Annotated in this window: 24 protein-coding genes; 13 read left to right on the top strand and 11 right to left on the bottom strand. The window is 56.8% G+C overall.

The genetic code is table 11. From position 1 onward, the window contains the following. Nucleotides 1-409: 409 nt before the first annotated feature. Both L6762_RS10280 and L6762_RS10275 read right to left on the bottom strand, forming a co-directional pair. Entirely contained in the window at nt 410-1051 is a 642-nt protein-coding gene (locus tag L6762_RS10280) for a carbonic anhydrase (protein WP_237187145.1), read from the bottom strand. Between the two features lie 103 nt (nt 1052-1154). Then, entirely contained in the window at nt 1155-1850 is a 696-nt protein-coding gene (locus L6762_RS10275) for a DUF4245 domain-containing protein (RefSeq protein WP_237187144.1), read from the bottom strand. A 188-nt stretch (nt 1851-2038) separates the two neighbouring features. Between L6762_RS10275 and glpX the strand changes: the two genes are divergently transcribed. Then, nucleotides 2039-3034, top strand: coding sequence for a class II fructose-bisphosphatase (gene glpX / locus L6762_RS10270; protein WP_237187143.1), 996 nt, complete (start codon nt 2039-2041; stop codon nt 3032-3034). Between the two features lie 142 nt (nt 3035-3176). Here glpX and L6762_RS10265 read toward each other — a convergent pair whose 3' ends face one another. From L6762_RS10265 to L6762_RS10250, 4 genes are all read right to left on the bottom strand, one after another. Next, nucleotides 3177-4196, bottom strand: a complete 1020-nt coding sequence (locus tag L6762_RS10265; RefSeq protein ID WP_237187142.1) for a lipid II:glycine glycyltransferase FemX — start codon at nt 4194-4196, stop codon at nt 3177-3179. Nucleotides 4197-4232: 36 nt separating this feature from the next. Beyond that, nucleotides 4233-5798: an LCP family protein gene (locus L6762_RS10260; protein WP_237187141.1), complete on the bottom strand. Its 1566-nt coding sequence runs from the start codon at nt 5796-5798 to the stop codon at nt 4233-4235. Between the two features lie 155 nt (nt 5799-5953). Continuing rightward, a complete protein-coding gene (gene purE / locus L6762_RS10255) occupies nt 5954-6598 on the bottom strand; it encodes a 5-(carboxyamino)imidazole ribonucleotide mutase (protein ID WP_237187140.1) in 645 nt (214 codons plus the stop codon). Between the two features lie 71 nt (nt 6599-6669). Further along, nucleotides 6670-7851, bottom strand: coding sequence for a 5-(carboxyamino)imidazole ribonucleotide synthase (locus L6762_RS10250; protein ID WP_237187139.1), 1182 nt, complete (start codon nt 7849-7851; stop codon nt 6670-6672). A 287-nt stretch (nt 7852-8138) separates the two neighbouring features. Here L6762_RS10250 and L6762_RS10245 point away from each other — a divergent pair, with 287 nt between their 5' ends. Then, entirely contained in the window at nt 8139-8714 is a 576-nt protein-coding gene (locus L6762_RS10245) for a GtrA family protein (protein WP_237187138.1), read from the top strand. On the opposite strand, the gene L6762_RS10240 is transcribed toward L6762_RS10245, so the two are convergent. Next, on the bottom strand, nt 8662-9414 hold the full coding sequence (locus tag L6762_RS10240) for a TIGR03089 family protein (protein ID WP_237187137.1): 753 nt from the start codon (nt 9412-9414) through the stop codon (nt 8662-8664). The two genes, L6762_RS10245 and L6762_RS10240, sit on opposite strands and share 53 nt — an antisense overlap. Nucleotides 9415-9628: 214 nt before the next feature. Between L6762_RS10240 and L6762_RS11965 the strand changes: the two genes are divergently transcribed. The 4 genes from L6762_RS11965 (at nt 9629) to L6762_RS10220 (ending at nt 12929) form a co-directional block, all read left to right on the top strand. Continuing rightward, nucleotides 9629-10102 (top strand): WhiB family transcriptional regulator, encoded by a 474-nt coding sequence (locus L6762_RS11965; RefSeq protein ID WP_272878706.1) that lies wholly within the window; start codon nt 9629-9631, stop codon nt 10100-10102. A gap of 18 nt (nt 10103-10120) precedes the next feature. Beyond that, nucleotides 10121-10384 (top strand): DUF3499 family protein, encoded by a 264-nt coding sequence (locus tag L6762_RS10230; RefSeq protein WP_185173418.1) that lies wholly within the window; start codon nt 10121-10123, stop codon nt 10382-10384. A 143-nt stretch (nt 10385-10527) separates the two neighbouring features. Further along, on the top strand, nt 10528-11769 hold the full coding sequence (locus tag L6762_RS10225; protein ID WP_237187136.1) for a L,D-transpeptidase: 1242 nt from the start codon (nt 10528-10530) through the stop codon (nt 11767-11769). 137 nt (nt 11770-11906) lie between these two features. Then, nucleotides 11907-12929 (top strand): TIGR01906 family membrane protein, encoded by a 1023-nt coding sequence (locus L6762_RS10220; protein ID WP_237187135.1) that lies wholly within the window; start codon nt 11907-11909, stop codon nt 12927-12929. Nucleotides 12930-12933: 4 nt separating this feature from the next. Here L6762_RS10220 and L6762_RS10215 read toward each other — a convergent pair whose 3' ends face one another. After that, nucleotides 12934-14541, bottom strand: a complete 1608-nt coding sequence (locus L6762_RS10215; RefSeq protein ID WP_237187134.1) for a dolichyl-phosphate-mannose--protein mannosyltransferase — start codon at nt 14539-14541, stop codon at nt 12934-12936. Between the two features lie 318 nt (nt 14542-14859). On the opposite strand from L6762_RS10215, the gene L6762_RS10210 reads away from it, so the two are divergent. The 4 genes from L6762_RS10210 (at nt 14860) to L6762_RS10195 (ending at nt 19557) form a co-directional block, all read left to right on the top strand. After that, entirely contained in the window at nt 14860-15786 is a 927-nt protein-coding gene (locus tag L6762_RS10210; protein ID WP_237187133.1) for a DUF559 domain-containing protein, read from the top strand. 102 nt (nt 15787-15888) lie between these two features. Then, a complete protein-coding gene (gene rsmI / locus L6762_RS10205) occupies nt 15889-16767 on the top strand; it encodes a 16S rRNA (cytidine(1402)-2'-O)-methyltransferase (protein WP_237187132.1) in 879 nt (292 codons plus the stop codon). Between the two features lie 94 nt (nt 16768-16861). Next, nucleotides 16862-17683, top strand: coding sequence for a glycosyltransferase (locus tag L6762_RS10200; RefSeq protein ID WP_237187131.1), 822 nt, complete (start codon nt 16862-16864; stop codon nt 17681-17683). An 815-nt stretch (nt 17684-18498) separates the two neighbouring features. Beyond that, nucleotides 18499-19557, top strand: coding sequence for a TatD family hydrolase (locus L6762_RS10195; protein WP_423817122.1), 1059 nt, complete (start codon nt 18499-18501; stop codon nt 19555-19557). Here L6762_RS10195 and L6762_RS10190 read toward each other — a convergent pair. After that, a complete protein-coding gene (locus L6762_RS10190) occupies nt 19511-20755 on the bottom strand; it encodes a glycosyltransferase 87 family protein (RefSeq protein WP_237187129.1) in 1245 nt (414 codons plus the stop codon). The two genes, L6762_RS10195 and L6762_RS10190, sit on opposite strands and share 47 nt — an antisense overlap. A 106-nt stretch (nt 20756-20861) precedes the next feature. Here L6762_RS10190 and rsmA point away from each other — a divergent pair, with 106 nt between their 5' ends. The 3 genes from rsmA to L6762_RS10175 are packed head-to-tail and all read left to right on the top strand — an operon-like array spanning nt 20862 to nt 23808. Further along, nucleotides 20862-21770 (top strand): 16S rRNA (adenine(1518)-N(6)/adenine(1519)-N(6))-dimethyltransferase RsmA, encoded by a 909-nt coding sequence (gene rsmA / locus L6762_RS10185; protein ID WP_237187128.1) that lies wholly within the window; start codon nt 20862-20864, stop codon nt 21768-21770. Beyond that, nucleotides 21767-22678, top strand: coding sequence for a 4-diphosphocytidyl-2C-methyl-D-erythritol kinase (locus tag L6762_RS10180; protein WP_237187127.1), 912 nt, complete (start codon nt 21767-21769; stop codon nt 22676-22678). The genes rsmA and L6762_RS10180 overlap by 4 nt, the downstream gene beginning before the upstream one ends. Before the next feature lie 17 nt (nt 22679-22695). Further along, nucleotides 22696-23808 carry a glycosyltransferase gene (locus L6762_RS10175; RefSeq protein ID WP_237187126.1) on the top strand — a complete coding sequence of 371 codons (1113 nt, stop codon included), beginning with the start codon at nt 22696-22698 and terminating at the stop codon, nt 23806-23808. Between the two features lie 49 nt (nt 23809-23857). Here L6762_RS10175 and L6762_RS10170 read toward each other — a convergent pair whose 3' ends face one another. Then, entirely contained in the window at nt 23858-24778 is a 921-nt protein-coding gene (locus L6762_RS10170; protein ID WP_237187125.1) for a glycosyltransferase, read from the bottom strand. Between the two features lie 13 nt (nt 24779-24791). Further along, nucleotides 24792-25292, bottom strand: coding sequence for an acyltransferase (locus L6762_RS10165; RefSeq protein WP_237187124.1), 501 nt, complete (start codon nt 25290-25292; stop codon nt 24792-24794). Nucleotides 25293-25296 lie beyond the last annotated feature (4 nt).

The following is a 25296-nucleotide window of genomic DNA, read 5'->3' as shown; positions in this document are numbered from 1 at the left end:
TAGCAACGGTCTTGTCCGGTATGGCTTGAGGTTATTTGTAGAGATTTAACGCTCATATTTTTGCCGCGGGTGGGGCCGTTGTCTAGTTGGTGGGTGTGGGGTGCGTGTCTACTTTTGAATAAGCCTCGGTAACTGTGCACCGATAGAATTTTTATAGATTTAGTAAAATCATCACTCGTATTGTTGAGTAGTAAGGCTTATCCATTAGGGTAAGTGGAGCAGGCTCACAGTGAAGCTGCTGGCTCGGTACATGGAGTGAATCGCCTAGCGAGCGAAACGAATCAGGCGAGAGGGTCGGTAACGAGTGTGAGCCTGCAGAACCCCTTATGAATAAACCTCAGTCTCTCGTGATTCTGGTCATGCAGGGTGTGAATATTCGTGACTTAGTGGGGATATGGTGTCTTCCCTATTAAGGCTGACTGTTCTTACCATATCCAATTTCGGGGGAGGAAGAGTAAACCAGGTCGGCTTTGCCGTCGGCTAGGTGGTAGAAGACGCCGATGACGGCCAAGGTGCCGTCCTCGATGCCTTCACGGATAATCCCGGACTGCTCGGCAATACGGGCTGCAGTCTGGCGGGTATGCTCCACCACCATATCGTTGATAGAGGCACCTTCGGGCAACTCCGGTGAAATAACTGACGGCAAGATACCCTCCACCAGATTGCGGATAAACCCGCCGGGCATTTCACCCTCGACCAGGGCCTTGTGGGTGGCGGTGATAGCGCCACAGGAGTCGTGGCCCAGCACCATAATGAGCGGGGTCTTGAGCTCCCCACTGGCGTATTCCAGGGAGCCGAGGACGGCGTCGTCCAGCACCTGCCCGGCGGTGCGTACCACAAAGGCGTCGCCCAGGCCGAGGTCGAAAATGATTTCTGCTGCCAGGCGGGAGTCGCCACAACCGAAAATTGCGGCGAAGGGGAATTGGCCAGCTACCAGTTCAGCGCGGCGGGCGGCGTCCTGGTGGGGGTGGGAGCGGTTGCCCTCCACAAAGCGGGCATTGCCTTCGACAAGGCGTTCCCAGGCCTGGATGGGGGTTTCGATAGTGCTCACGGCGGGCGTCCTTTCGCAGCGGTTTAGGTTTAACCTAGCAACCTGCCCACCTAAAAACCTGTGTAAGGCGAATTACATTTTTGTAAGGACGCCGGTGGGCGGCTTATTGGATTCCGCTTGAGGGGGTGGGGGAGGCGGTGGATGAGGGGGCTGCCATGTAGGCGACAGTAGCTTCAGCCAGGGCCTGGAATTCAGCTGCCTCGGCCTCGCCCTTGAGAATGACGGTGGTACCGTCTACCTCTCCGATGTAGAAAGTGGTGACTTTGCTCTTGTCGTCAGCATCCACGAGAGAGCGCACGTCCCAGTCCACGCCCCCGGCCTGCACCGTAGCCTCGGGTACAGCCTGACCTACGGTCTGGGCAACCCAGGTGGGGTTGGTGTCGGTGGCCTGAATGAGCTCGATGAAGTCGTTGGAGGGGGTGACCTGGCCGGTGGACCAGTAGTTGATGCCGTCTGCCTGGCCGGTGTTCCAGCGGGCGTAGTTGTAGTGCCAGCCTTCCTGTTCGGCGGCTGCAACCGGGTAGCCTGCCTGGGCGCTGGCCTCGTAGGCAATCACGGGGAGGTCAACGGTGGGTCGGTAGGGGTTCTTGTTGGGCTGCGGCATCAGCCAGATGACCGGCAGTAGCAAGAGCACCATGACGATCATCGAAATCACCATATTGCGGGCGGGCGCATTGATGCGGGCAGCCTGCTTTTCGGTAATTTGTGGGACTACCTGCTCGGTGGCGTCCGGGGCCTGGGTTTTGGGGGCGGACGCCTGGGGCAGGGGCTGGTTGCTGGGGTTAGTCGATGAAGTCACGCCTTCTATTCTGGTCTAAAGGGGGCGCCCTGTGCCACTTGCGAGTGAGAATTGCCGGCGTCATCTGTGTCAAGTAGGGGCGTACCGGCCCGTAACACGGCGGGGAAGCGAGTAGTCTAGAGGGTGGAGGCTGAGCGCCCTGCGCAGGGAGCCAGCTGGCACTGTTGGAAGCTACTCGAAGGTGAGTCATGTCAAACGTAAGCAACGAAGATCGTAACCTGGCGCTGGAACTGGTGCGCGCAACCGAGGCTGCCGCTATTGCCTCGGGCCCGCTGGTGGGCGCAGGCGACAAGAACATGGCGGACGGTGCTGCTGTTGATGCCATGCGCGCTCGCCTTAAGACCGTGCATTTCAACGGCACTGTGGTGATTGGCGAGGGTGAGAAGGACGAGGCCCCCATGCTTTTCAACGGGGAGCAGGTGGGCGACGGCTCAGGAGCTAAGTTCGATGTTGCCGTTGACCCCATCGACGGTACCCGCCTGACCGCTCTGGGTATGGATAACGCGCTTTCCGTCATTGCGGTAGCTGAAGGCGGCACCATGTTTGACCCCTCCGCTGTCTTCTACATGGAGAAGCTGGTTACCGGCCCCGAGGCGGCTGATCTGGTCGATTTGCGCCTGCCGGTCAAGCAGAACCTGCACCTGGTCGCTAAGGCTAAGGGCACCAGCATTAACCAGCTTACTGTCTGCGTATTGGATCGCCCCCGCCACGCTAAGCTCGTTGAAGAGATTCGCGCAACTGGCGCCCGCACCCGCATGATTCTTGACGGCGATGTCGCTGGTGCTATTGCCGCCTGCCGTGAGGGCACCGGCGTAGATTTGATGATGGGCACCGGCGGTACCCCTGAGGGTATCGTGGCTGCCTGCGCTATCAAGGCCACCGGTGGCATTATTCAGGGACGTCTGGCCCCCGTTGATGACGCCGAACGCCAGAAGGCCCTGGACGCTGGCCATGATCTGGATGCGGTACTTACCACCGATGAGCTGGTCACCACCGATAACTGCTTCTTCGCCGCAACCGGTATCACCGACGGCAAGCTGCTGCGCGGTGTGCGCTACGGCCGTGACACCGTCACCACCCAGTCCTTGGTCATGCGTTCTAAGTCAGGCACCGTGCGCCTGATTGAGGCTGAGCACAAGCTCTCCCGCTACTCGGCAATGATCGCCGGGACCATGAACCGTTAGAACTCTAGAGCAGATGTAGGTTCGGATACTAGAGATTGAGCAGGTCTTCCCGAAAGCCGACTGGCTGGGGCTGGCATGAATTGGGCGAGCGCCCAGCGCGAGCCCAAGAAGGTTAGTCGGCGAAGGGAAGACCTGCTCAATCTTATTTACCGATACGCGCGCGAACCTTACCGACGGCGTCCTTGGCCTCGGAGAGCAGGGTGCCGGTGGCGAACTTCTTGCCCTGAGCTAGGGCTTCGCGGCCTGCGCGGATGCCCTGGTAGGCCTTGTAGCCAGTGGTTGAGACGGGCAGGTCCCAGGTGCCGGGGTAGGCTACCGAGGTGCCGCCGAAGGACTTCTTGAACTTGGTGAAGCCAGCCCATTCGTGGTTGGGGTCGTCGTTGGGGGCGATGCCGAAGAGGTCCATGTAGGTCAGGCCCTTTTCTTTGGCGTCCAGGATGATGGTGGAGAGCAGGGGGTTACCTACCTGAAGTTTCCTGTGGGCAAAGGAGGTTGCTGCGTGGGCGTAGACGCGGGTGTCGTCTGAATCGTAGGTGAGGGAGGCTCCGATAGGCTCACCGTCTACCTTGGCGATGAAGAGGGCCGCGGCGTCCGCTGGCATGAGTACCTGGGCGACGCGGGTGAGGTAGTCGTCCTGCTGGCGGTTGAAGCCAGCGCGACCGGCGGTTTCGTCGAGATACTTGAGCAGAATCTTTATATCTGCGGGGTTCTGGGACTTTTCGAAGGTTACACCCTTCTTGTGGATGTTGCGGTGCAGGTTGCGGTTGGTCGATTTCATGTCTTTCAGAATCTGATCTTCAGATTGGGTGAGATCAATAATCTGAGTGTGTGAGGGCTGCACCTGGCGGGGTGAGAGGGTGAATCCGCGGGCGGCGAGGAAGGCTTCGCCGCTCTGGGAACCCCAGATTGCGTCATTGATGGGCTCAATGCGGATGAACCAGCATTTGTTGTCGGTTGCTACGCGTTTCATATCTGCGATGGCTGCGTCGAAGGCGGCGGCGCTGTCGGCTTCGGGCCCGTAGGGGGCGTAGAGGTAGCGGCCGGTGGAGCCGCCTTCAAGGGTGGCCATGTAACGCCAGCCTTTACCTTCGCCACGGAAGACCTGATGGCCGTTGGCTTCTTGGAGCTGGGCCCAAATATCTGACTGCAGAATTGTACTCATGGGCACCAGCTTACCGTTTTGCTGTAGGTCGTGGGGTTAGGGGACCGAGCAGGTACCGTTCTCGCTGAGTTCTGAGGTGAGCTGCGCGCGGTAGGCGGCGGTTTCAATCACGTCGAGGCCTGAGGGGCCGGACGCTGCTGAGCCGGTGCTTGAGGCAGCTGCGGTGGTGACGGTGGGCTGGATGCCTGAGGCTGAGTCTGCAATGACCTGCTGGACTGCGGTGTGGAGCTGGTCGAAGTCGGGGTAGGTGGGGAAGAGGGTGTCGAAGTAGGGTGGGCCTGCTGCGAACTGGATCAGGTCGTAGTTTTTGGATTTGAGGGCAACATCACCGAGGGCTGCGAGGCCGTTTTGGGGGATGTTGGTTTCGATGACCTGTTCGCCTGCGGCGGTGATGTCTGCGAATTTGGTGAGTACGTTGGCGGGGTCGAGCTGCTTGAGCATAGCTGCCTGTACGCAGCGCTGGCGGGCTTGACGGTCGTAGTCTGAGGCCCCTTCGCGGGAGCGGGCGTACCAGAGGGCGTGGAAGCCGTCGAGGTGCTGTACGCCGGGCTCGATGTAGTCGTCGATGGGGTTGGGCAGGCCGGTAATTTCGTTGGTGCCGCCGCCGATGGGAACGTAGCCACCTACGTCGATGGTGATGCCGCCCAGGGCGTCGATGAGCTGCTCAAAGCCTGACATGTCGATGAGGATGTAGTTCTCGACGGTGATGCCGAGGACGCCTGAGACGGCGTCCATGGTTGCTTCGGCGCCGGGGTCGTCGGCGCCGGGGTAGAGGTCAGCGTAGTCGGCGGTGACGGTGGGGTAGAGGGCGTTGAGGATGCATTCGTCGCCGCAGTTGTAGCCTTCTGGGTAGACGCCCCAGAGGGGGGAGCCGTCTTCAAAGATGGCGTTTTGTAGGTTGCGGGGTACTGAGATGGTGATGGCCTGGCCGGTGGTGGCGTCGATGGATACCACGGTCATGGAGTCGGGGCGGCGGCCTACGCGGTCGGCGCCGGCGTCCCCGCCCATGAGCAGGATGTTGTAGCGGCCGTCCTGTTCCTTGATGGGGGTGCCGCCGGCGAAGATGTTGCCGAGTGCACCGCGCCCTACCCAGGTGATGTAGGCGGCGTAGCCTAGCCCGCCACCGGTGAGGGCGATGCAGGCGACGAGGGCAAGAGTGACCAGTGGTTTAGAGCGGCCTTGGAGCAGGCCCGGTCGAATGGCATGCAGGGTTGCTAGGAAGAGGCAGACCCAGCCAATAGCTAGACCCACCAGGGCCGCTGCTACAAGTAGCAGTACCCAGGTATTGGTGACCAGGGAAAGCACGAGGGTGCGGCGGAGCGTCCAGAGTAGTAGTAGAGCTAGCACAAGGCCCCAGACAGTGAAGGTAACCTTTAGTGCCCGGCGCCCCAGAGTCTTCTGCCCGGTCAGTAGTTGGGCAGAGCCCGGGAGGAAGAGGGTGAGCAGGAGCAAGACCCAGGCCCGGCGGGTACGGACGGATGCCGATGCCGCTTCGGGGTGTTTCAGCGGATCGGTGTAGGTAGGTTCTACCAGGTGCTGGCCCCGCCCCCTGACACCCGTGATAGGGGCTGCGGAGCGTGGGCGCTTGCGCTCACCGGACATGTGTTTGCCTCCCTGGCGTGGTGGGCCTAAAAAATAACTGAGTGTGGTTGAGTATCTTGAAATCTACTCAACCACACTACTGAAAGAAGCTGGGTGCTCCCGGAGCGGTCTTCCTTAACTTGCCGAGGGGCAGGCAGGAGCCGCTGGGCAGGGGGTTAGGGCGCGTAGGGGGTCTTTTGCTGGCCGTCCCGTTCGTCATTGTGGGCGGGAGCGGTGAGCGGCTGTGCGGGTGCGTTGGGGGCGGCCCCTTCACCATCGAGTTCTGCCTTGTGCTCTTCAACCTTGGCGCGCAGAGCGGCACCCTTGTCCATGGCGGTCTGGCGCAGGGAAGCGGCGAAGTCTACGAGGTCGGCCCGTACCTGGCGGGCAAAGCCGTCGCTGCCTGAACCGAGCATACGCAGGGCTAGCAGGCCGGCGTTGCGGGCGCCGTTGATGGAGACGGTCGCGACGGGCACGCCGGCAGGCATCTGCACAATCGACAGGAGCGAATCCATGCCGTCGAGAGACTTGAGCTTGACCGGCACACCGATAACGGGCAGGGGAGTAACGGATGCCAGCATACCGGGCAGATGGGCTGCACCGCCGGCACCGGCGATAATGACGCGGATACCGCGGTCTGCTGCTTCACGGCCGTAGGCAATCATGTCTTCGGGCATGCGGTGGGCTGAAACCACGTCTGCCTCGTAGGGGATGCCGAATTCTTCGAGGACTTCAGCTGCTGCTTCCATGACCGGCCAGTCTGAGTCTGAGCCCATCACGATGCCGACAATGGGGTTATTGGAGTCGTAGGGGGAGGTCATCTTGCTCCTTGAAGGTAGGGGTGGTGCGGACGCCCGCCCCACCTGGGTAGGGCCGGGCTGATTCCGCGGGGTTAGGGGGTAGAAGGGCCGTCGGTGAGCAGGGAGGCTGCCGCGGTGGCCTCTGCCCGCAGGGTTTCAAGGTCAGCGGCTGCCCCGGCCATATTGATGTGCCCAATCTTGCGGCCGGGCTTTACTGCCTTGCCGTAGTAGTGCACCTTGGCCGCCGGGTAGGTTTCCATGAGCTGCGGGTAGACGCCGAAGATATCGTCGTTGGTGCCGCCCAAGAAATTCTTCATCAGGGCGACCTCGCCCTTGATGTCGGTGCTACCCAGGGGGTAGTTAGCAACGGCCCGCAGGTGCTGCTCAAACTGGCTGGTGACTGAGCCGTCCTGGGTCCAGTGGCCGGAGTTGTGGGGGCGCATGGCGAATTCGTTAATGAGGAAGCCCGCCTCAGAGCCGGGAACCTCAAAGAGCTCAGCGGCCATCACGCCGGTGACGCCCAGTTCGGTTGCAACCTTAAGGGCGGCTGCCTGGGCAGCTTCTGCTACCTCGGGGGAGATGCCGGGGGCCGGGGCAATAACCTCGTCACACACCGAGTTCACCTGAATGGACTCGGCTACGGGCCAGGCCTTAACCTGGCCAGAATCACGGCGGGCTACCAGGGCAGAAAGCTCGCGGGTAAAAGGAACCTTTTCCTCTACTAGGAGTGCTGAAAAATCGGTGCGGGCCGGTAGCTGCTCAAACCAGGGCGCTGACTTCTCGCGGGCGTCCTGCTCATCATCGAGCACCATCACGCCCTTGCCGTCATAGCCACCGCGAGGGGTCTTCAGAACAACAGGCCAACCACCCTCATTACCGAAGGTGAGAAGCTCATCTAGGGTGCGCACTTCGGCCCAGCGGGGGTTGGGCAGGCCCAGGCGGTCAACGGCCTTGCGCATCTCAATCTTGTCCTGGGCGTGGACCAGGGCAGCGGGGCGGGGCTGAACATTGACGCCCTCATCCATCAGACGCTGCAGAAAATCGGTGGGCACATGCTCATGATCAAAGGTGAGCACATCGACCTCGCGAGCAAAAGCTGCCAGGGTATCGTAATCCCGGTAGTCACCCACCGGTGCCAAGGGCACCGCTCGGCGAGCGCAGACGTCCTCGCTCTCAGCAAGAATACGAAGATCGAAGCCAAGCTCGGTAGCGGCGGGCGCCATCATGCGCGCTAGCTGGCCGCCACCTACAACACCAATTTTTGGTCCAGTCATAGGGTAAGTCACATTCACTAGGCTACCTGGGTGTAGGGTGCTTGTAAAAGCCCCAGCTACATGCTGAACAGGCACCGCCATACCGGGCTATCTCCCAGGTAATGCTCCGCTATCTGTGAGCAAAACACTACCCCGGTAAGCGGGCTGGCAGCAGGGCTGCGCCTGTACTATGTGAACAGAATAAGACCTGCTCCCCAGTTCAGTCGGTGCGTCAAGACGTTCCCTGTCGAACTTATACCAGTTCCCGCCGGGAGGGGCCCCGCACCATACGACGAGGGAGAGAAACGATGAGCGCACTCAAACAGCGTCTAGAGACCCTGTGGCACAGTCACGGCCGGGAGATAGCCCAGTTCCTGAGCGTCGGTGGCCTGGCCTTCATCATTAACTCGGTGATTTATTGGACGCTGATGCATTCCATCTTGTCCGATGGGCACGCCAAGGCTAAGGTCGTAGCCGGTATTGTCGCCACCATCTTCTCCTGGGTAGCAAACCGCCTGTGGACCTTCCGCGAAAAACGCACCGGTAACAAGGTACGCGAGGCCATTGAATTCGGCATCGTCAACGCCATCGGCATCGGCATCGAGGCATCCTGTGTGCTCTTTAGCCTCTACGTACTGGATCTGACCAGCCCCCGGGCGTCCTTTATCTCGGGTACCATCATTGGCACCATCTTGGGCACTATCGTGCGCTACTTCCTGTACAAGTTCTGGGTCTTCTCTCAGAGCAGGAGCCATAACGGCGATAAGACCTCCGAAGAAAAGCGGGCCGAGCTGATCGAAGAGGCCACCAAGATTATGACCGGCTCCCTGCCTATCGTTGAGAAGGCAGAGACCGGGCCCGTTCGTCGCCCAAAACTCGACTAAGACGCTCCTGCTCCCAGGCTACTGCCGGGTCGAGAACCAGAGCTGCCCGGCCTGAAGCCATGACCGCCAGGGTCTGCTCTAGATAGGCGGCATCGAAGTGCTCCCCCGGAACCTGGAGGGCAGCTACCTCAGGCTCGTGTTTAGCGCCCAGGGCTCTCGCCTGCTCGGTAAGCTGCTCCATTAGCTGGCCATAGCTGGTGCCCTCCCACGCCTGGCCCTCTGCTGCTGGGGCAGCCCAGCCCACATAGATGTCGGGGTGGGACCTCACCTCAGCGGCATAATCAAGTACATCAGGCGGTAGCTGCCCCATAAACCGGGGTGCCAGCGGCTCGGCGGCTACAGCCAGCAGATATTCTGCCTCGGCCCCCTCTAGCTCTGCCGTATCAAAGGCGGCGCGGACGTCCGCCCCCGCCTGCTGCCCCCAGGCCAGGGTTGCCCCGACCCGCAGGCCAGCTGCTGCCAAAACCAGCGACCGCCAGTGCAGGCGCTGGGGGAGCGCTAGCAGGGAGTCGGGCTCAACCTCGCACTCATCGACCAAAAAATTAGCGGTCTTTGCAACCCAGTTGTCAAAAACCCGGCCCGAAAGCTCAATCCGCTCACCGGGAGCCGAATACCAGAGCAGGGCAGGGGACTGGCGCTGAGCCAAAAGAGCCATGAACTGCGGAAAAGAAGAACCGACCTGGGAAAAAGAAGCTGTCATGCTCCCTACTCTAAGGCACCGCCCGCCCCGCGGCCAGAGAGCCCCCGCCGCAGCAAATGCATATACCACAGAGAAACGCAAATTTTTGTGAGAGAATCTCGTGTGAAGAAGATTTTTTTAATCCCAGCTTGACGAACGGGCCGTTACACGCGTGTAATTAGGTGCAGGGAAATTTTTTATTCTGTCCTCTGTTTGGGATATGAAAGGGAAGAATATGGGCCTCCACAGCCGCCTACCTCAGGGCGCTGCAGGGCGCACGCCTGATGCGGCCCAGTACCACACTATGCACTCTGCCCAGTACTTAGAAGACCAGGCTACCGCTTTGCTCAACGCCGCAGCCCCCAAAAGCCGCGGCCGTGCAAACTCACTCGCCAGCAGCTCAGCTACCGACATGTTCTCCACAGACTCCGACGCCCTCTCCCTCTGGCAGCAGGCCGCCGGCATCTACAGCACAGACGGTGACGACGGCGAACTCTCCTGGCAGGCAGATGCCCTCTGCGCCCAGACCGATCCCGAGGCCTTCTTCCCTGAAAAGGGCGGATCAACCCGCGACGCTAAGCGAGTATGCAGCGAATGCCCCGTTCGCGAAGCCTGCCTAGAATACGCCATGGAAAACGACGAGCGCTTCGGTATCTGGGGCGGCTTATCAGAGCGTGAACGCCGCCGCCTCCGCAAGCAAGCTATCTAAGAAAGAAGGGCTTGATTCATGGCAATCACCCGCCAGTGCTCACGCCAAACCTGCCAGCGTGAGGCTATTTTCACCCTCACTTATGCCTACGCCCAGTCAACCGCTGTGATTGGCCCCCTTTCCGTGCACCGGGAACCTCACGCCTACGACCTGTGTGAATTCCACGCTGACCGTCTCACCGCCCCCCAAGGCTGGGATGTTGTGCGCCTGGACGCGCCCACCACCAGCCCCGCGGCAGAAGAGCAGGCAGAAGCGTCCTACCCACCCCTACGTTCTGTTTAGAGCGAGATCCGGTATAACCCGTTGGTCTATGACCAACGGGTTTTCTTGTAGGCCCTATATCAAAAAGAGCCCTTATCCGATAAACTTTGACGAGCACACAACACACTTGCGCCCACAGTACGTGACATAAGGAAGATAAGTTCGTGGTCAACCCCATCAACGCAGCCAACCGAGACACCTTTACCCGTCGGTCCTTCGTGACCGTAGGAGCTCTGGGCACAATGACTCTTGCTGCCTGCTCCACACCCGAGAGCAGTACCAGCAGCGCAAGTGCCGCTGCGACTGCAAGCTCAAGCCCCACTCCCACCGTAAAGTTTGCCGGTACTGTAGAGGTTTACCCCGCCCTCGACGAGGTAGAAATCAACCCCATCGAGACCGTCACCGTTACCACCACAGACTCAACACTCACCAAGGTTACTGTCGCCACCGCGGAGGGTGAGGAACTCGCCGGTGAGCTAGCTGCAGACGGTAAGAGCTGGACATCCACCGACCGTATGCTCTTCCACAGCGATTACACCGTAGAGTGGGAAGCAGAAGACGCTGCAGGTACCGCAGGAACCGGCGAGAGCACCTTCTCTACTGTCTCCGCTGCCTACGAAGTAGACGCCCTCATGAACTTTGAAGATGGAGCCAGCTACGGCATCGGCAAAATCATTCAGTTCAACTTCTCTGAGCCCGTGCTCAACAAGGCTGAAGTAGAAAAGCGCATCACCGTGAAGGGCGGAGGCGACCAAGCCGGTAAGTTCCGTTGGTACAGCGATTACATGGTGCGTTATCGCCCTGAAGATAAATGGGCCACTAACTCTACCGTAACTGTCACCATTGATATTTTTGGTCTCGATGTAGGCAACGGCATGATCGGTAACCACACCACCACTCGTACCTTCAAAACCTGGAATAAGCGCTACGCTTTTGCAGATAACAACACCAAGACCATCAAAATGTACGTTGATGATGTCATGGTGCGCGAAGCATACATCACCCTGGGAAATGCTGATTGGCCTTCAGTAGTGGGCCAGCTGGTCATCATGGAAAAGGCCGAGAGCTACTACTTTAACTCTGGCTCCCTTAACCTGGCTCCTGGTGACCCCCACTACTACGAGCCTTTCTGGGCTTCTTGGACTTCCCGCCTGACCTCCGGCGGCGTATTCGTGCACCAGGCCCTGCCCTCAGCCTGGTCTTCGGTAGGCCGGGTAAACGTCTCCCACGGCTGCATCGGTATGCTGCCCGATGACGCTAAGTTCTTCTACAACACCTTCGGCGTAGGCGATGTGGTGGAGACCGTTAACACCGGTTACCCCCAAGCTGACCCCGATGACGGCTACGGCGACTGGAACATCCCCTTCGCCAACTACCACGACCCAACCTGGAAGGGTAACTGGTAAGACCAGAGCCTAACCGGCACAGACTGCAAAACTCCCGCTCTGTAGCACCATCTCCGGTGCCCGAGCGGGAGTTTTTGATATCTACCGCGTAGAATACACAGGCAGACGCACCCTACATACCCGGGAGGAAACCCACCGTGGCCCAGCAGCCCGACCAGAACCAGGAGTGGAAGAAACTCACCCCCGCCGTCACCACGCCTAAGGCCGATAGCCTACTATCAGCCCGCAGGGCTGAACGCGGTATTCAGACTCCGGCTCCTACCGCCCACGAGGTAGGCGACACCAGCCCGTCGGCAGAGCAGACCGGGGCGGACGCTCCCTCCGAGGCCGCCCCCTGGACCGCGCCCCTAGCCGCGGTGGCAGCTCCCGAAGGTAACGCGTCCGCCCCTGAATCCACCCCGGCTGCAGAACGCGCCGAAGCCCGCGAAGTCGCGGTAGACGACAAGCCCCGCCTGCTGGGGCTGCGCCGGGCTATCATCGCCCTGGCCGTTCCCGTGCTGACCATCATGCTAGCCGTGCGTGCCGTCGCCAGCCCCGCCTTCCTCTGGCTCGAATACCACCGCCCCGGCTTCCCCTCAGACAGCTACGGCTTCGATACCCAAGAAAGACTGCGTCTGGGCTCCTACGGGCTGGACTATATCTTGAACTTTGCCCCCCACACCTACCTGGCCGATATCACCACCGGCGGCAACACTGCCTTCCTTGCCAGCGAAGTTGAGCACATGACCGACGTCAAACGGGTCATGCTGATCAGTATGACCTTTGCCCTCATTATGCTGGTGCTGGCCCTGCTCTCAGCTCGAACCCTGCGCCTGCGGGCCCCGGGCGTCCTGCGCTCCTCCCTTTTCACCGGTGCCTGGCTCACCCTAGCCCTACTCATCGGTCTGGGCGTTGCCGGAGCTATCGGCTGGGAAGCCTTCTTCACCACCTTCCACGAGGTCTTCTTCCCCCAGGGCAACTGGCAGTTCCGCATGAGCGACACCCTCATCCGTCTCTACCCGCCCCAGTTCTGGGTGGATGCCGCCGCCACCGCCGGTGCCCTCACCCTCTTGATGATGGCAGCCATCCTCGCTATGACCTGGCCTACCCGCTACCGCAAGCAGCTAGCCCTCAAGCGCCGGGCAGAGCGTCAGGAGCTCAAAGAACTCCTGACCAAGTAAGCCCCTAAATCCAGGCGTCAAACCACATGCGTTCGCGCCACTCGGTGTAGGGGACGGTCTGGGCCGTCCAAATAGGCCAGTAGTAGATAGAGACTAACAGCGCGAAGACCACAAAGAGCCCTACCACCAGTAGCCCTGCCCGGCGGCGGCGTACGCTGTCGCCGGGGCGTCCTAGCGCTAGCCCCAAAATACCTGCCAGCATAAGAATCAGGTAGGGCTCGAAGGAGAGGGCGTAGAAGAAGAACATGGTGCGCTCGGGGTAGGCAAACCAGGGGAAGTAGCCCACCGCGAAGACCGCGAAAAGGGCCGCAAAACGCCAGTCGCGGCGCAGCAGCACAATGAGCAGGGACAGGGTTGCAACGATGATAAAGGACCACCAGATGAGCGGGTTGCCGATATTCAGCACCGCCTCAGAGCAGGAATCAACCGTACAGCCGTTCACGCCCAGGTCAGGTGACTCATAGTAGTAGCTGGTGGGGCGACCCAAAATCAGCCACTGCCAGGCCGGGGACTCGTAGGTGTGGGGGGAATCCAGCCCCGAATGGAAGGCATAGGCAGAGCGGTGGTACTCCCACAGCGAGCGCAGAGACTCCGGCAACCAGAGAACCCCCTCGCCGGGGTGCTCTGCTGCCCAATTACGGTCGTAGGCGGAGTCTGAGAGGAACCAACCGGTCCAGGTCGCTAGGTAGGTGAGTAGGCCGGTGCCGATGAGGGCAAAGAAGGCGAGGACGCCGTCGCGCAGGAAGCCCGAGATGTACCAGCGGCGGATACCTGCGATACGGCGGGCGTTGGCGTCCCAGAATACCGTGAGCAGACCGAAGATAGCGATGAAGAAGAGAGCGTTCCATTTGACGCCGACCGCCAGACCCGCACAGATGCCGGCGATGAACCGCCAGTAACGGAAGCCTAGCCAGGGCCCGTAAAGCATAAAGTCGTCGGTGGGGGTGCCGTTGTGGTCGCGGGCGTGGGCTGCGATTCGGGCAGCGAGCTGGCGCCTACCCTGATAGCGGTCAAGCAGTAGGGCCACGAAGGTAGCCAGCAGCCAGAACATGAGGAAGATATCCAGCAGGGCAAAACGGGACTGCGCAAAGTGCAAGCCGTCGATAGAAATCAGCAGACCGGCAAGGGTTGCTACCGTCACTGAGCGGAAGAGCAGCCAACCAGCCAGCATGACCAGGCCTACTGACAGGGTGCCGGTGAGTGCTGCGGCAAAGCGCCACCCAAAGGGGTTATCGTCCCCAAAAAATGCCATGCCGAAGGCGATCATCCACTTACCAACCGGCGGGTGGACCACATATTCGGCGGTTTCAAGGACGCCCGATGGGGCTCCGGCAACGAAGGTCTCGTTGGCTGTATCAGACCAGTTGCGCTCATACCCAAAGTGCAGCAGGGAGTAGGCGTCTTTAGCGTAGTAGGTTTCGTCAAAGACGATGGCGTTAGGGTTAGCCAGGTTTACAAAACGCATGAGCCCGGCAAGCACCAGCACAAGCAGGGGAGCCACCCAGCCGTAGCGGGGCAGCGGTACCGCTGTTACAGCTAGTCGCGCCCGGAGGGCTGACTCGGTGAAAGCGTCTTTGAGGGTCAGGACGGCAGAGGTAGGGTTAGATGTCACCCTAGATATGCTACCCGGGGCAGCAGAATCATGTGCTGACGCGTGGGGACCAGCTTCCTCTGGTCCTATCTAGTAGGGACCAGATTCCTCCCAAAATACTTCATGCCATGACCTACAGTCGGTATTTTTCTGGTCCCTACGAGGGGCAGGGGTTCTAGCCACGGGTGGTGAAGCTACCCTGTGGATATCTGTTTATGCGCTGTAACAACCCGACCGATAAAAAATCTTTTTTGGCGCAATACGTTGAGACTGGGAGAAACTTTATCCACAGGAAACATCAGTTCTAGAAAATTAGCTCATACACAACAGAATGCTGTCATGGATATTCTCGATAGCCTTCAAACCGTTTATACCTACAGGGAACTGCAGCAGCTGGGTATGAGCTCTACTGTTATCGCTCGCCGGGTTAGACAACAGGAGCTGACTCGTCTCCTCCCTGGTGTTTATACAACCCAGTCAAATTTTCGTCAGCTTCCCCGCTATCAGCAGTACCCCTATTTTATTTCTGCTGTTTACAAGAAGAACCCTCAAACCATCTTTACCCACCAAACCGCTGCCTGGTTGCATGGCTTTGCTGTGGTAGATCAGAAGCTGGTAGATGTACAGTGCCACCCTAGTTCACGGGGGCGTGCTCAAGGTATTGCAAAGCACTATTCGTATACAGCTCTCGATACGACGTCATCGCACGGTTTATTTCACCTCACTACCCGCCTGCGGACTTTAGCTGACTGTTGCCGCTACCTGCATCCGTCCTCAGCGCTAGTTACGGTTGAGTCAGCGCTTTATCAGGGAGCATGCACCGTTGAGGAAGTCGCGGAATATTTGGGGCGCCAGAGGGGGCGCGGAGTTCAGAAAATGCGGACGGTTGTCGGCCTCATGAGTTCTTCGAGCGAGAGTGCTGGTGAAAGCAAACTGAAATGGGTCTTACACATGAGCCCCTTACCCCTGCCAACCCAGCAGGTTGATGTCTGGGTTGACAACGAACACTTCCGGCTCGACTTTGCTTACGAAGATGAAATGATTGCCCTCGAATTTGATGGGCGGGTGAAATACCTTGATTCCCAGAGCCGCGATGAGGTTTTCTTCAACGAGGTGCGACGCGAGAAGCTACTGAAAAATGCGGGGTGGGATGTGCTGCGCTATGACTGGTCTACCGTTGTGAACCACCCGCAGAGGATCGTTCGTGAAGTTCTTGCCACCATGCAACGGAAAAACGGGAGCAGCAGAATCGCAGCGCTCAGGTAACAAGGGACCAGAAAAGTAACGATTGTATGTGTGGCGGACAAGGACGTCGGGAGGAATCTGGTCCCTACTTGTAGGGGAGCAAAAGTAGTAGGGTTTAACCCTATGGAACCCTCCCCTCATACCACGCCCGCTGCGCCGGCCGAAGGCGGCGCCCTCGTCCTGGGCGGCACCCCCATCGGTAACCTAGCCGACGCCTCCCCGCGTCTGCGTGAGGCGCTCGCGTCCGCCGACGTCCTGGCCGTAGAAGATAGTCGTACCCTGCGCAAACTCGCTGCCGGGCTGGGTGTCACCACCCGGGGTCGGGTACTGGTCAACCACGACCACAACGAGGCCGACCGTGCCGGGCAGATTGTTGAGGCCGTGGCAGCCGGGCAGACCGTGCTACTCATGTCGGATGCCGGTATGCCAGCGGTTTCTGACCCCGGCTATGTGGCGGCAGCTGCCGTAGCTGATGCTGGTCTGACCGTCACCGCCCTGCCCGGCCCTTCGGCTGTGGTCACCGCTATTGCCGTTTCCGGCCTACCCTCGGGCCGTTTCACCTTCGAGGGCTTCCTGGCCCGCAAGGGCTCAGACCGCACCCGCCGTCTTAAGGCCCTTGCAGCCGAAGAGCGGACCATGGTCTTCTACGAGTCTCCCCACCGGCTGGCCGCAACCCTGCACGACTTTGCTGAAACCTTCGGAGCGCAGCGCCGGGCGGCTGTCTGCCGCGAACTTACCAAGCTGCACGAAGAAGTAGCCCGCGGTAGCCTGGCAGAACTAATCACCTGGGCAGAGTCCAAGCACATGAAGGGCGAAATTGCCATCGTGGTGGAGGGGGCGCCCGCACCTGAGGCCGAAGAAGCAGAGAACCTAACCGATCTCGTCCTTGAACTGGTGGATGGCGGGGTGCGTCTGAAAGATGCCTGTGCACAGGTTGCCGCCTCTTACGGGGTGTCCAAGCGTGACTTGTATGAGGCGGTACTAACGGTGCGTGAGGGGTAGTATTTGGGTATACTGGAGCTCAGGAATATACAAGTATATTCCTGTCCATGATAATGAAATTATCCTCTTTCTCTTCGAGAATTTTGGTAGTGCGATGTCCAGTATTTTTTACCAAGTAAAACATAAATTTAAACCCCACATAGAAAATGGAAAAGACAAGTTTTGGATTACAAAGGATAGGTTGATTCCCTATACCTACCGAGAAAATCCTGGGGCTACTTTTATGTCAAATAGTCTTGACCCAGTTCCAGCACCAAGAGAAGCTCCTTTGAAATTGTGGTTTTTGTGGATGGGGAAGAATGAGCTCACAGCGAACCGTTTGCGCAATCTTGAATATCTTAAGAAATTAGGAATTCCTTATGAGCTGGTAACCAACCCTTCTCAAGTTGAAGTAAGGGGAGGTGTTCACCCTGGTTTTAGATATCTAACACCGGTGCATAAAGCTGACTACTTGCGTATGTATATTATGTATCACCACGGTGGCATTTATACGGATATTAAAGAAATCCGTGGAGATTTAGCTAATAGTGTTCGGATTCTTAATAGTGATGATGGATTGTGGGCGACGGGCTATCCTGAACTTGGGAGGTGGAGCACCGCAAATGTTCCTGGTCATCTTGGGCAGCAGATTAGACGCCACTACGGTCTATTGATGGGCATGGGTTTATTTGCCTTTAAGCCACAGACTCCATTGGCCGGTGAAGCTTTGCAAGAAATGGAGCGTCGTATGACTGAACGCATGATAGCTCTAGAGGCTGCTGATGCAGGTGAAAGTGATAGTTATAATCCACCTCAGGGTTACCCCTTTGGCTGGACGGAATTATTAGGCGAAATCCTTCATCCAATTTCCTTAAAATACCATAAACATATTTATAAAGATGATACTCTTGGTGTAATTACAGAAAATTACCGATAATATTTAACGAGGGTTGCTTAAAAGTTCTCATTGCAAACTAAGCAAAGCATCGCGCAGCAGTAAAGATCAGATAAAACGCTAGGGATACTCTCAAGATTGCGCCGGAGGATGTTGTTGCCCAACAAACCTGCAACAGACCTGAAGTGCCAGCAATTCGCAATACTCCTTCGCAGCTCTATAAGTCCACAGCGCCTGGGTAAAATCAGGCGGCTGACTCCTAATGGTGACCGCGACTCGGCCCTTGGGGTTAGGTGTGACGCTTATGCTTTTAAATCTCATGGGCTTGGGGGAGTATCTAAATGCGACGACTTTAGCGAATAAGAGCTGCATAAGCCTGGGGGTGGCTACCCTGATGAAGCGTCAGGCATAGTTTAGGCCTAGTGCCGAGGAGTAGGCAGAATGGCTGGGTGCTTAGTCGGTTGCGGTCGGTGATGGAGTGAGTCATTGCTCAGATCAAGACGTGGCGTGTTCTGCATACTAGTTTTAGGTGGTCTCTTAGTATGAGTGGATTATTACTTGCTGAGGAGGGCTGGGAGTGAATTTATGGGTCATGATGTTTACGGTTAAAAAGTTTTTATTTTCTAATTATGGAAAAAATTTATTAAAATAGAATATATCTATCCCTTGTGGGAAATCATTGATTTAAAATTTATTATTTCTTGTCGTTGTTTCCTGAAGGGAAGTCCTACTATCTCGTGATTTAACTGCTGTAAGGCTGCTGGTGGGCAACGATGTATGGGAGGATTTAAGCTGTATGAATTAATGTTCTTTATCTATATCAAGAGGATCTACCCGTGTGCATCAACCGCCATTCGATGGCTGCTAATGAGCTATCAGAGCTTGCCCAGCGTTTTGCTTCCTACCTACCCAGTGAGGCAGAGCAGGCCGCTACCATCTTTGAGGCCCCCGAACCGATTCTTGAGGGCGAAGTACCCCCGGCCTACCGGGCTGACCGCTACAACACCGCAGGGGAACCCAGCGGGGAGGGCACTCGCCGCCGCGGAGAGAAGGGCGAGGACGGACGCCGCCGCAACCTGGTCTTTCCACCAGCTCCTGCGCCCCTGCCCTACGCCATTGTCGATAACCACACCCATATGGACCTGCTGGACGGTGAGGTTGCCGTAACCGCCCGCGACGCTCTCGATACCGGCGAGGCCTTGGGTATCGGTGCAATTGTGCAGGTAGGCTGTGATGTGCCCAGCTCACTGTATGCCGTCCGCGCTGCCCATGCCGATCGGCGCGTGCTAGCCGCTGTAGCCCTGCACCCTAATGAGGCTCCCAAGCTGGCTGAGGCTGGCCAGCTAGAGGAGGCTTTGGCCGCTATCGACACCCTGGCCGCTGACCCGCGCGTCCGTGCCCTGGGAGAGACCGGTCTGGATTACTTCCGTACCGGTGAAGAGGGCAAGGGGGCTCAGGAGGAATCCTTCCGCGCCCATATCCGTATGGCGAAGAAACACGGTAAGGCCGTGCAGATTCATGACCGCGATGCGCACGAGGACGTTGTACGCATCCTGCTGAGCGAAGGCGCACCCGAGACCGTCATCTTCCACTGCTACTCCGGCGAGCCCGACCTAGCCGAGATCTGCAACGACCAGGGCTGGTACATGAGCTTTGCGGGCACCGTGACCTTCAAGAACTCGCACGGTATTCAAGAGTCGCTGAAGTTAGCCCGCCGGGACCTTATCCTGGCTGAGACCGACGCCCCCTTCTTAACCCCCCACCCCTTCCGGGGTCGCCCCAATGCCAGCTACACGACCAACTACACCGTGCGTTTCATGGCTGAACACCTGGGGGCTGACCTGGAAGAGCTCTGCCGGGATATTCGCGCTAACTCTCTGGCAGCCTACGGGAGCTGGGGGATTGAGGGCTTCTAGCTGCTAGTGCGATATAGGCGACGGCCCAGACCACCGGCAGGGCGTGTAGGAGAGCTAGGTGCTCGGGCCATTCGTTACCGCCCCAGTTGTGCCCGCCAAACCAGACCGCAAAGGGCATAGCAAAAATCAATGTGCCGGTGGCGGCCAGGTAGAGGTAGCCGCTGTGCGCAGTGCGCCAGCCGTAGAGACCTGCGAAGATGAGGAAGGTCACGAACCAGACCCAGTGGTGGGTCCAGGAGATGGGGGAGAGCAAGAGCCCCAGCACCGCAACACAGGAGGCTGCCCCCAGGTAGGCGCCGGGGGCGTCCTGCCCCGTTAACCTGCGCATGGCCAGGTAAGTCAGCACTACCGACCCCAGGGCGGTGATAGCAAAGAGGAGGCCGGTGAGCCAACTGGGGAAGAGCATGGCCCAGGTGCCCAGCAGGTTATAGTTCAGCGCCCCGGTAATGGAGCCCACGCGGGAGGATTCAAAGATTTTCTCGGTGAAGTACTCGCGGGCTACCTCAAAATCGACGGCAAAACTCAGCGCGATAGAGGCCAGACCGGTGCCCACGAAACGGGTCAGAGACTTCCAATCGCGGGTGGCGAGAAAGAGCAGGCCGAAGATAGCCGGGGTGAGTTTGATGCAGGCGGTCAGGGCAATGAGCACCCCGTGCCAGCGGGTGTTCTTGAGGTAGATGACGTCGGTGAGAATCAGCAGCACCAAAAAGAGGTTAATCTGCCCCAGCTCCATGTTGAAGCTGATAGGGAAGAACTTGAGCAGCAGGGGAGTGAGCCAGAGCCCGGCTGCCAGGGCAGGGCGCTTGCCTACCCCCATACCCCGGCAGGAGAGATAGACCAGGGTTACCAGCGCGGCAATATTGAGCAACAGAAATATTGGCCCAGCCGTATCTGCACTGGTGAGCAACACAAAAGGTGTGAAAACCAGGGCTGCAAAAGGCGGGTAGGTAAAGCCGTAGATTTCCTCGGGAGGCAGTGCCCAGTTGTAGAGCTGGCCGGTCTCTAGCCAGTGGGCCACCCCGCCGTAGTAGACCTGCAGGTCAAAGAATTCCCGGGCCACCATTTTTTCGTCCCAGAGGAAGGGGTAGGCGCTGATGGCGGTGAGCGCTAGGGCGGTGACCAGGGCCGGTGTGCTGGTGAGCGCCCTGGTGAGGGCGGTGATGGGCGGACGCTGGTGCGCGGCAGGTGCGGTAGGCATAGGTTCCCCGGGGTTGGGTGGCTGGGTACGAGCAATAATTCTACCGGTGGCGCTCTGACTACGGGGAGACCCTCTGTGCTGGAGCAGACCCGGTAGACTAGGGTGCGTGACTGAACAGCAATCTCCTGCGCCCGATGCTCTGTTGGGCCCCCAAGAAATCCGTGACCTAGCTGCCACCCTGGGTATCCGCCCCACTAAGACCCTGGGGCAGAACTTTGTGATTGACCCTAATACCATTCGTCGTATTATCGCTGCTGCCGATATCAGCCCCGATGAGACGGTAGTTGAGGTTGGCCCGGGCCTGGGCTCACTGACCCTGGGCATCTTGGACGCTGCCCGCGACATGGTTGCTGTTGAGATCGATCTCCCTCTAGCTGAACAGCTTCCGGCGACGATTGCTAAGTTCCGCCCCGGCTCAGAGGACCGTATCGACGTGGTGCTCTCTGACGCCATGAAGGTCACCGAGCTGCCGCGCACCCCGTCCGCCCTGGTAGCTAACCTGCCCTATAACGTGGCGGTGCCGGTGCTCCTGCATATGTTTGCTACCTTCCCCTCGATTGAGCATGCCCTGGTCATGGTGCAGGACGAGGTTGCAGACCGCCTCTCGGCCAAGCCCGGGTCTAAGATTTACGGGGTGCCTTCGGTCAAGGCTAACTGGTTCGCTGAGGTGTCTAAGGCAGGGGTGATCGGTACTAACGTTTTCTGGCCTGCTCCCAAGATTAAGTCGGGTCTGGTGGCTTTTAAGCGCCGCCCTGAGCTACTGTCTGACCTGCCTCGTGAAGAGGTTTTTGCTATTGTCGATGCTGCCTTTGCCCAGCGCCGTAAGACCCTGCGGGCTGCGCTCGCTGGCTGGGCCGGCTCTGCTGCCCGCGCCGGTGAGATTCTTGAGATCGCCGGCATTGACCCGCAGCTGCGCGGTGAGAAGCTCGATATTTTTGACTTCATCAAGATTGCCGAAGCCGCCCGGCAGGTGCCTGCCCCTGCCGACCAGAGCGGGGAGGGGGCTTCCTCATGACTCTCAGTGTTTCTGCTACCGCCCCCGGCAAGGTCAACCTCTACTTTGCGGTGGGGCCCCTGCGCGAGGACGGCTACCACGAGGTCGCCTCGCTCTATGCCGCAACCGACGTGTTAGAGCGCGTCACGATTTCTTCGGCCCATGAGCCCGGTATCGCCCAGTCTATGAGTGTTGCCGAAGGATCTCCTGTTGCGGAGCAGGTTGCTGCCGGGGCTTTTGACCCGGCTGTCGTTCCGCTTGATGAATCTAACCTGGCCTATCGCGGGGCAGCAGCGGTGGTAGCTGCCCAGGGCTTGGATATTCAGGACGTCGCCGTTCAGCTTCACATCGATAAGGCTGTTCCGGTTGCCGGTGGGATGGGCGGAGGGTCTGCCGATGCTGCCGCCGCCATGAAGGCCATGAACGACTACCTGGTGCAGGCAGGCCTGGCCGCTAAGTCTCTTGCGCTTGAGCGCCTGCTGGAGTTGGCTGCTCCGCTGGGTGCCGACGTTCCCTTTGCCCTCTTGGGGGGCCTGGCTGTGGGCACCGGGGTGGGGGACAAACTCACGCCGATTGAGGTACCGGAGGGCGTTGAGCCACTGAAGTTTGGGTTTGTGCCTTCAACAACGGCTGGGCTGTCGACCCCCGCCGTGTTTAAGGAGCTGGACGCCGGCCGCGCGGCGGGGCGCTACCCTGCTCCGAACGCAACCCTGCAGGTCCCGCAGGAGCTGATAGATCTACTAACCTCGGCTGAGCCGCTGCAGAGGCGCCTGCCGGCTATTGCCGGGCTGCTGCGCAACGATCTGGCTGCGCCTGCCGTTACACTGTTGCCTGAACTGGCAGAAACGCTGGAAAAGACCAATGCTCAGCCCGGTGCAGCGGTAAGCTTCGTATCTGGTTCGGGGCCGACTTCAGTAATTATCAAATAAATGAAAGGGATATTCTTATGAAGAAGAAAAAAATTATTATTGCTGTCTCAGACTTGTTTCTTCCTAATGGACTCGTTACCTCAACTCGAAACTTATACGATGCCCTTACGGAAAAGGGTTATGATGTGGAATATTTTTTAATGTACTCTGCTAGTGAAGAGTTTAAAGAAAAATATAAGATATTTCAAATTAATCCATGGATAAAACTGACTGATGATATGAAAGGGTTTAATACGTCAAAGAGATACTTGAAACCACTTCGAAGAGTAATTTCCAAATTTGGATCCCCATTTCTTTCACTGAGATTGAGGAGGAAATTTCATAAACTTCGTGATAATGATGTAGTGATTATCGGTGCATCTCTTGAAAGCTTCAATTACTTAGCGAAAAAAGTAAATTTAAAGCGTTTCAAAAAAATTGTACAGATGCATATGTCAAGATCTGGCCTTACCAGTCAGGATATCATCAATCTGAAACTTGCCCTAAAAAATTGTGACAATGCTACGGTTCTTTCTGAAACTGACCAAGAGCTATTTTCGCAGGAGTTTCCCAAGAAATTTTTCCATGTGCCAAATATAATTGATATTCCGGAGCAGTATAGGAAAGAATCCTTTGTGGATACTCGGAAGATTATCTATGCAGGAAGGTTTTCTGAGACAAAACAGGTCGATCATCTAATCCAGGCTTTTCTAGACTCTGAGCATGATGGCTGGCAGCTTGAACTCTATGGGGAGGGTGAGACCAAGCAGGATTTAATTAAGAAATACGAAGAATATAATGAGGTTTCTTTCTATCCTGCTGTGCAAAATATTGATAATATATTTTCAAGTGCATCTCTCAACGCTATTTCATCAAAAATTGAAGGCTTGCCAATGACAATAGTTGAAGCAGGTCAAATGGGCGTTCCTACAATTGCATATGATGTTTCTCCAGGAGTACATGAGAGTCTTCATGAAACAGGACTACTGGTTCCTCCTGGAGATATAAAAGAGTACAGTGAACTACTCACTCTCTATATGAAAAATCCAATGATGCGAAAAAGTTTGAGCCAGAAATCTTATAGTTATTCAGAAAAATATCGATCCAAGTATGTGGTAGAAACCTGGGAGAAAATTTTTGATCTCTTGTAATATAAAGTGCGAACTGTTTATCTGACAGCTCGCACTTTTTATTCCCTTTCTAGGATTCTTTGGCCTCAGGTATAGAATCCCATATCAATTGAGGAGAATTATTTTTTTGCAAAAGGCGATATTTAATATTTCCTGATAGTGCGCCTAGTCTTCCCCCATAGTTAGCAAAGTCCTCAAAATTCCTATTTCTAATGTAGAGATATGGAATTGCTAAAGCTCTAATAACCGCTATTTTAAAAGAAACAGAGTTAATCAATTTACCGCGACTTTTACATCTTTTCCAAAGAAGGACATTCTCTCTAGCGTATCGGTAGACCTGTAGAAAAGTATTACCTTCATTTTCTCTGGCCCTATAGTACAAACAGGCTTTGTCGCAGAAGTAGAGATTGCGCCCTGAGTCTGTGATTCGCCACGATAAATCGATATCTTCTGATCCACCACGAAAACTTTCGTCAAAACCACCTACTTCAATAAAGGATGATCTTCTATAGGCTGCGGAACCTCCCTGTGCAAATGGAAATTCATTAAGGCCTAGCAGCATTTCCCGAGTTTTACGTGATTCGGGTGCTGTTTCAGGGGATTCACCCAAATGAGGGTAAAAGGGTAAAAGTGGAGTCGTAACTATACAGTCTTCATCCAGTACATATTGTGAAAGACTTGAAACCCAGTTAGGTGAAACCACATCATCAGCATCGCAAGCTAAAATATAGTTGGTTGATGCTTTAAAAACTGCAAGGTTTCGTGCGAATGACTGCCCTTTTTTGTGTGAGGCATCAATAAGAGATATGTTCAGCTTTTTCTGAAAATCATCTATAACCTTTTTAATGTGATCAGTTGATCCGTTATCTGCAACAATTACTTCAAATGGTGGAGCATTTAACTGCGCGGCTAGAGCCTCGAGCTGATAAGGTAAGAAATCTGCAGCGTTATATACGGGAATGATAACTGAGACGAGAGGTTGTGAGTGCATCTTAGTGATTCCTTTAGTGTGGTAAATCTTTAATACGTTTAGCTGGTACTCCTGCATATAGACCATGAGCTTCGGTATCTTTAGCAACGACAGCACCTGCCGCGATAATGCACCCTTCGGCTACAGTGACTCCAGGAAGAATCATGGCTCCAGCTCCAATCCAGCAACCATCTTTAATTGTAACTGGCTTTCTATCTGGCTCTCCACCTCTGCAACTTGCGTTGCCAATTTTATGAGTGCTGGTGATGATGCTGGAGCGAGGGCCAAATTGTACATGCGATCCGATTTCCACACGAGCGCTTGCATCAATGAAAACTTGCCTATTTAGATAGCTGTCTTTGGATATTTTTAGGTCATACCCAATAAACAGGCAGCCATCCCGTATATAAGCTTCTTCAATTTCTTTCCAGCCTAGTTTATTTAAAAGTTTCCATCGGTAAATAAGATTTATTGAAGATGAGAAAGCAAATCTTCTAACAAGGTCGTTTGCTGCGATTTTAATTCCAAGTCCCATGAAG

Source organism: Rothia nasimurium, from assembly GCF_928381705.1.
Lineage (GTDB): Bacteria > Actinomycetota > Actinomycetes > Actinomycetales > Micrococcaceae > Rothia > Rothia nasimurium_G.
The sequence above is the reverse complement of the archived record's forward strand: the minus strand, read 5'-3'. Positions and strand labels throughout refer to the sequence as shown.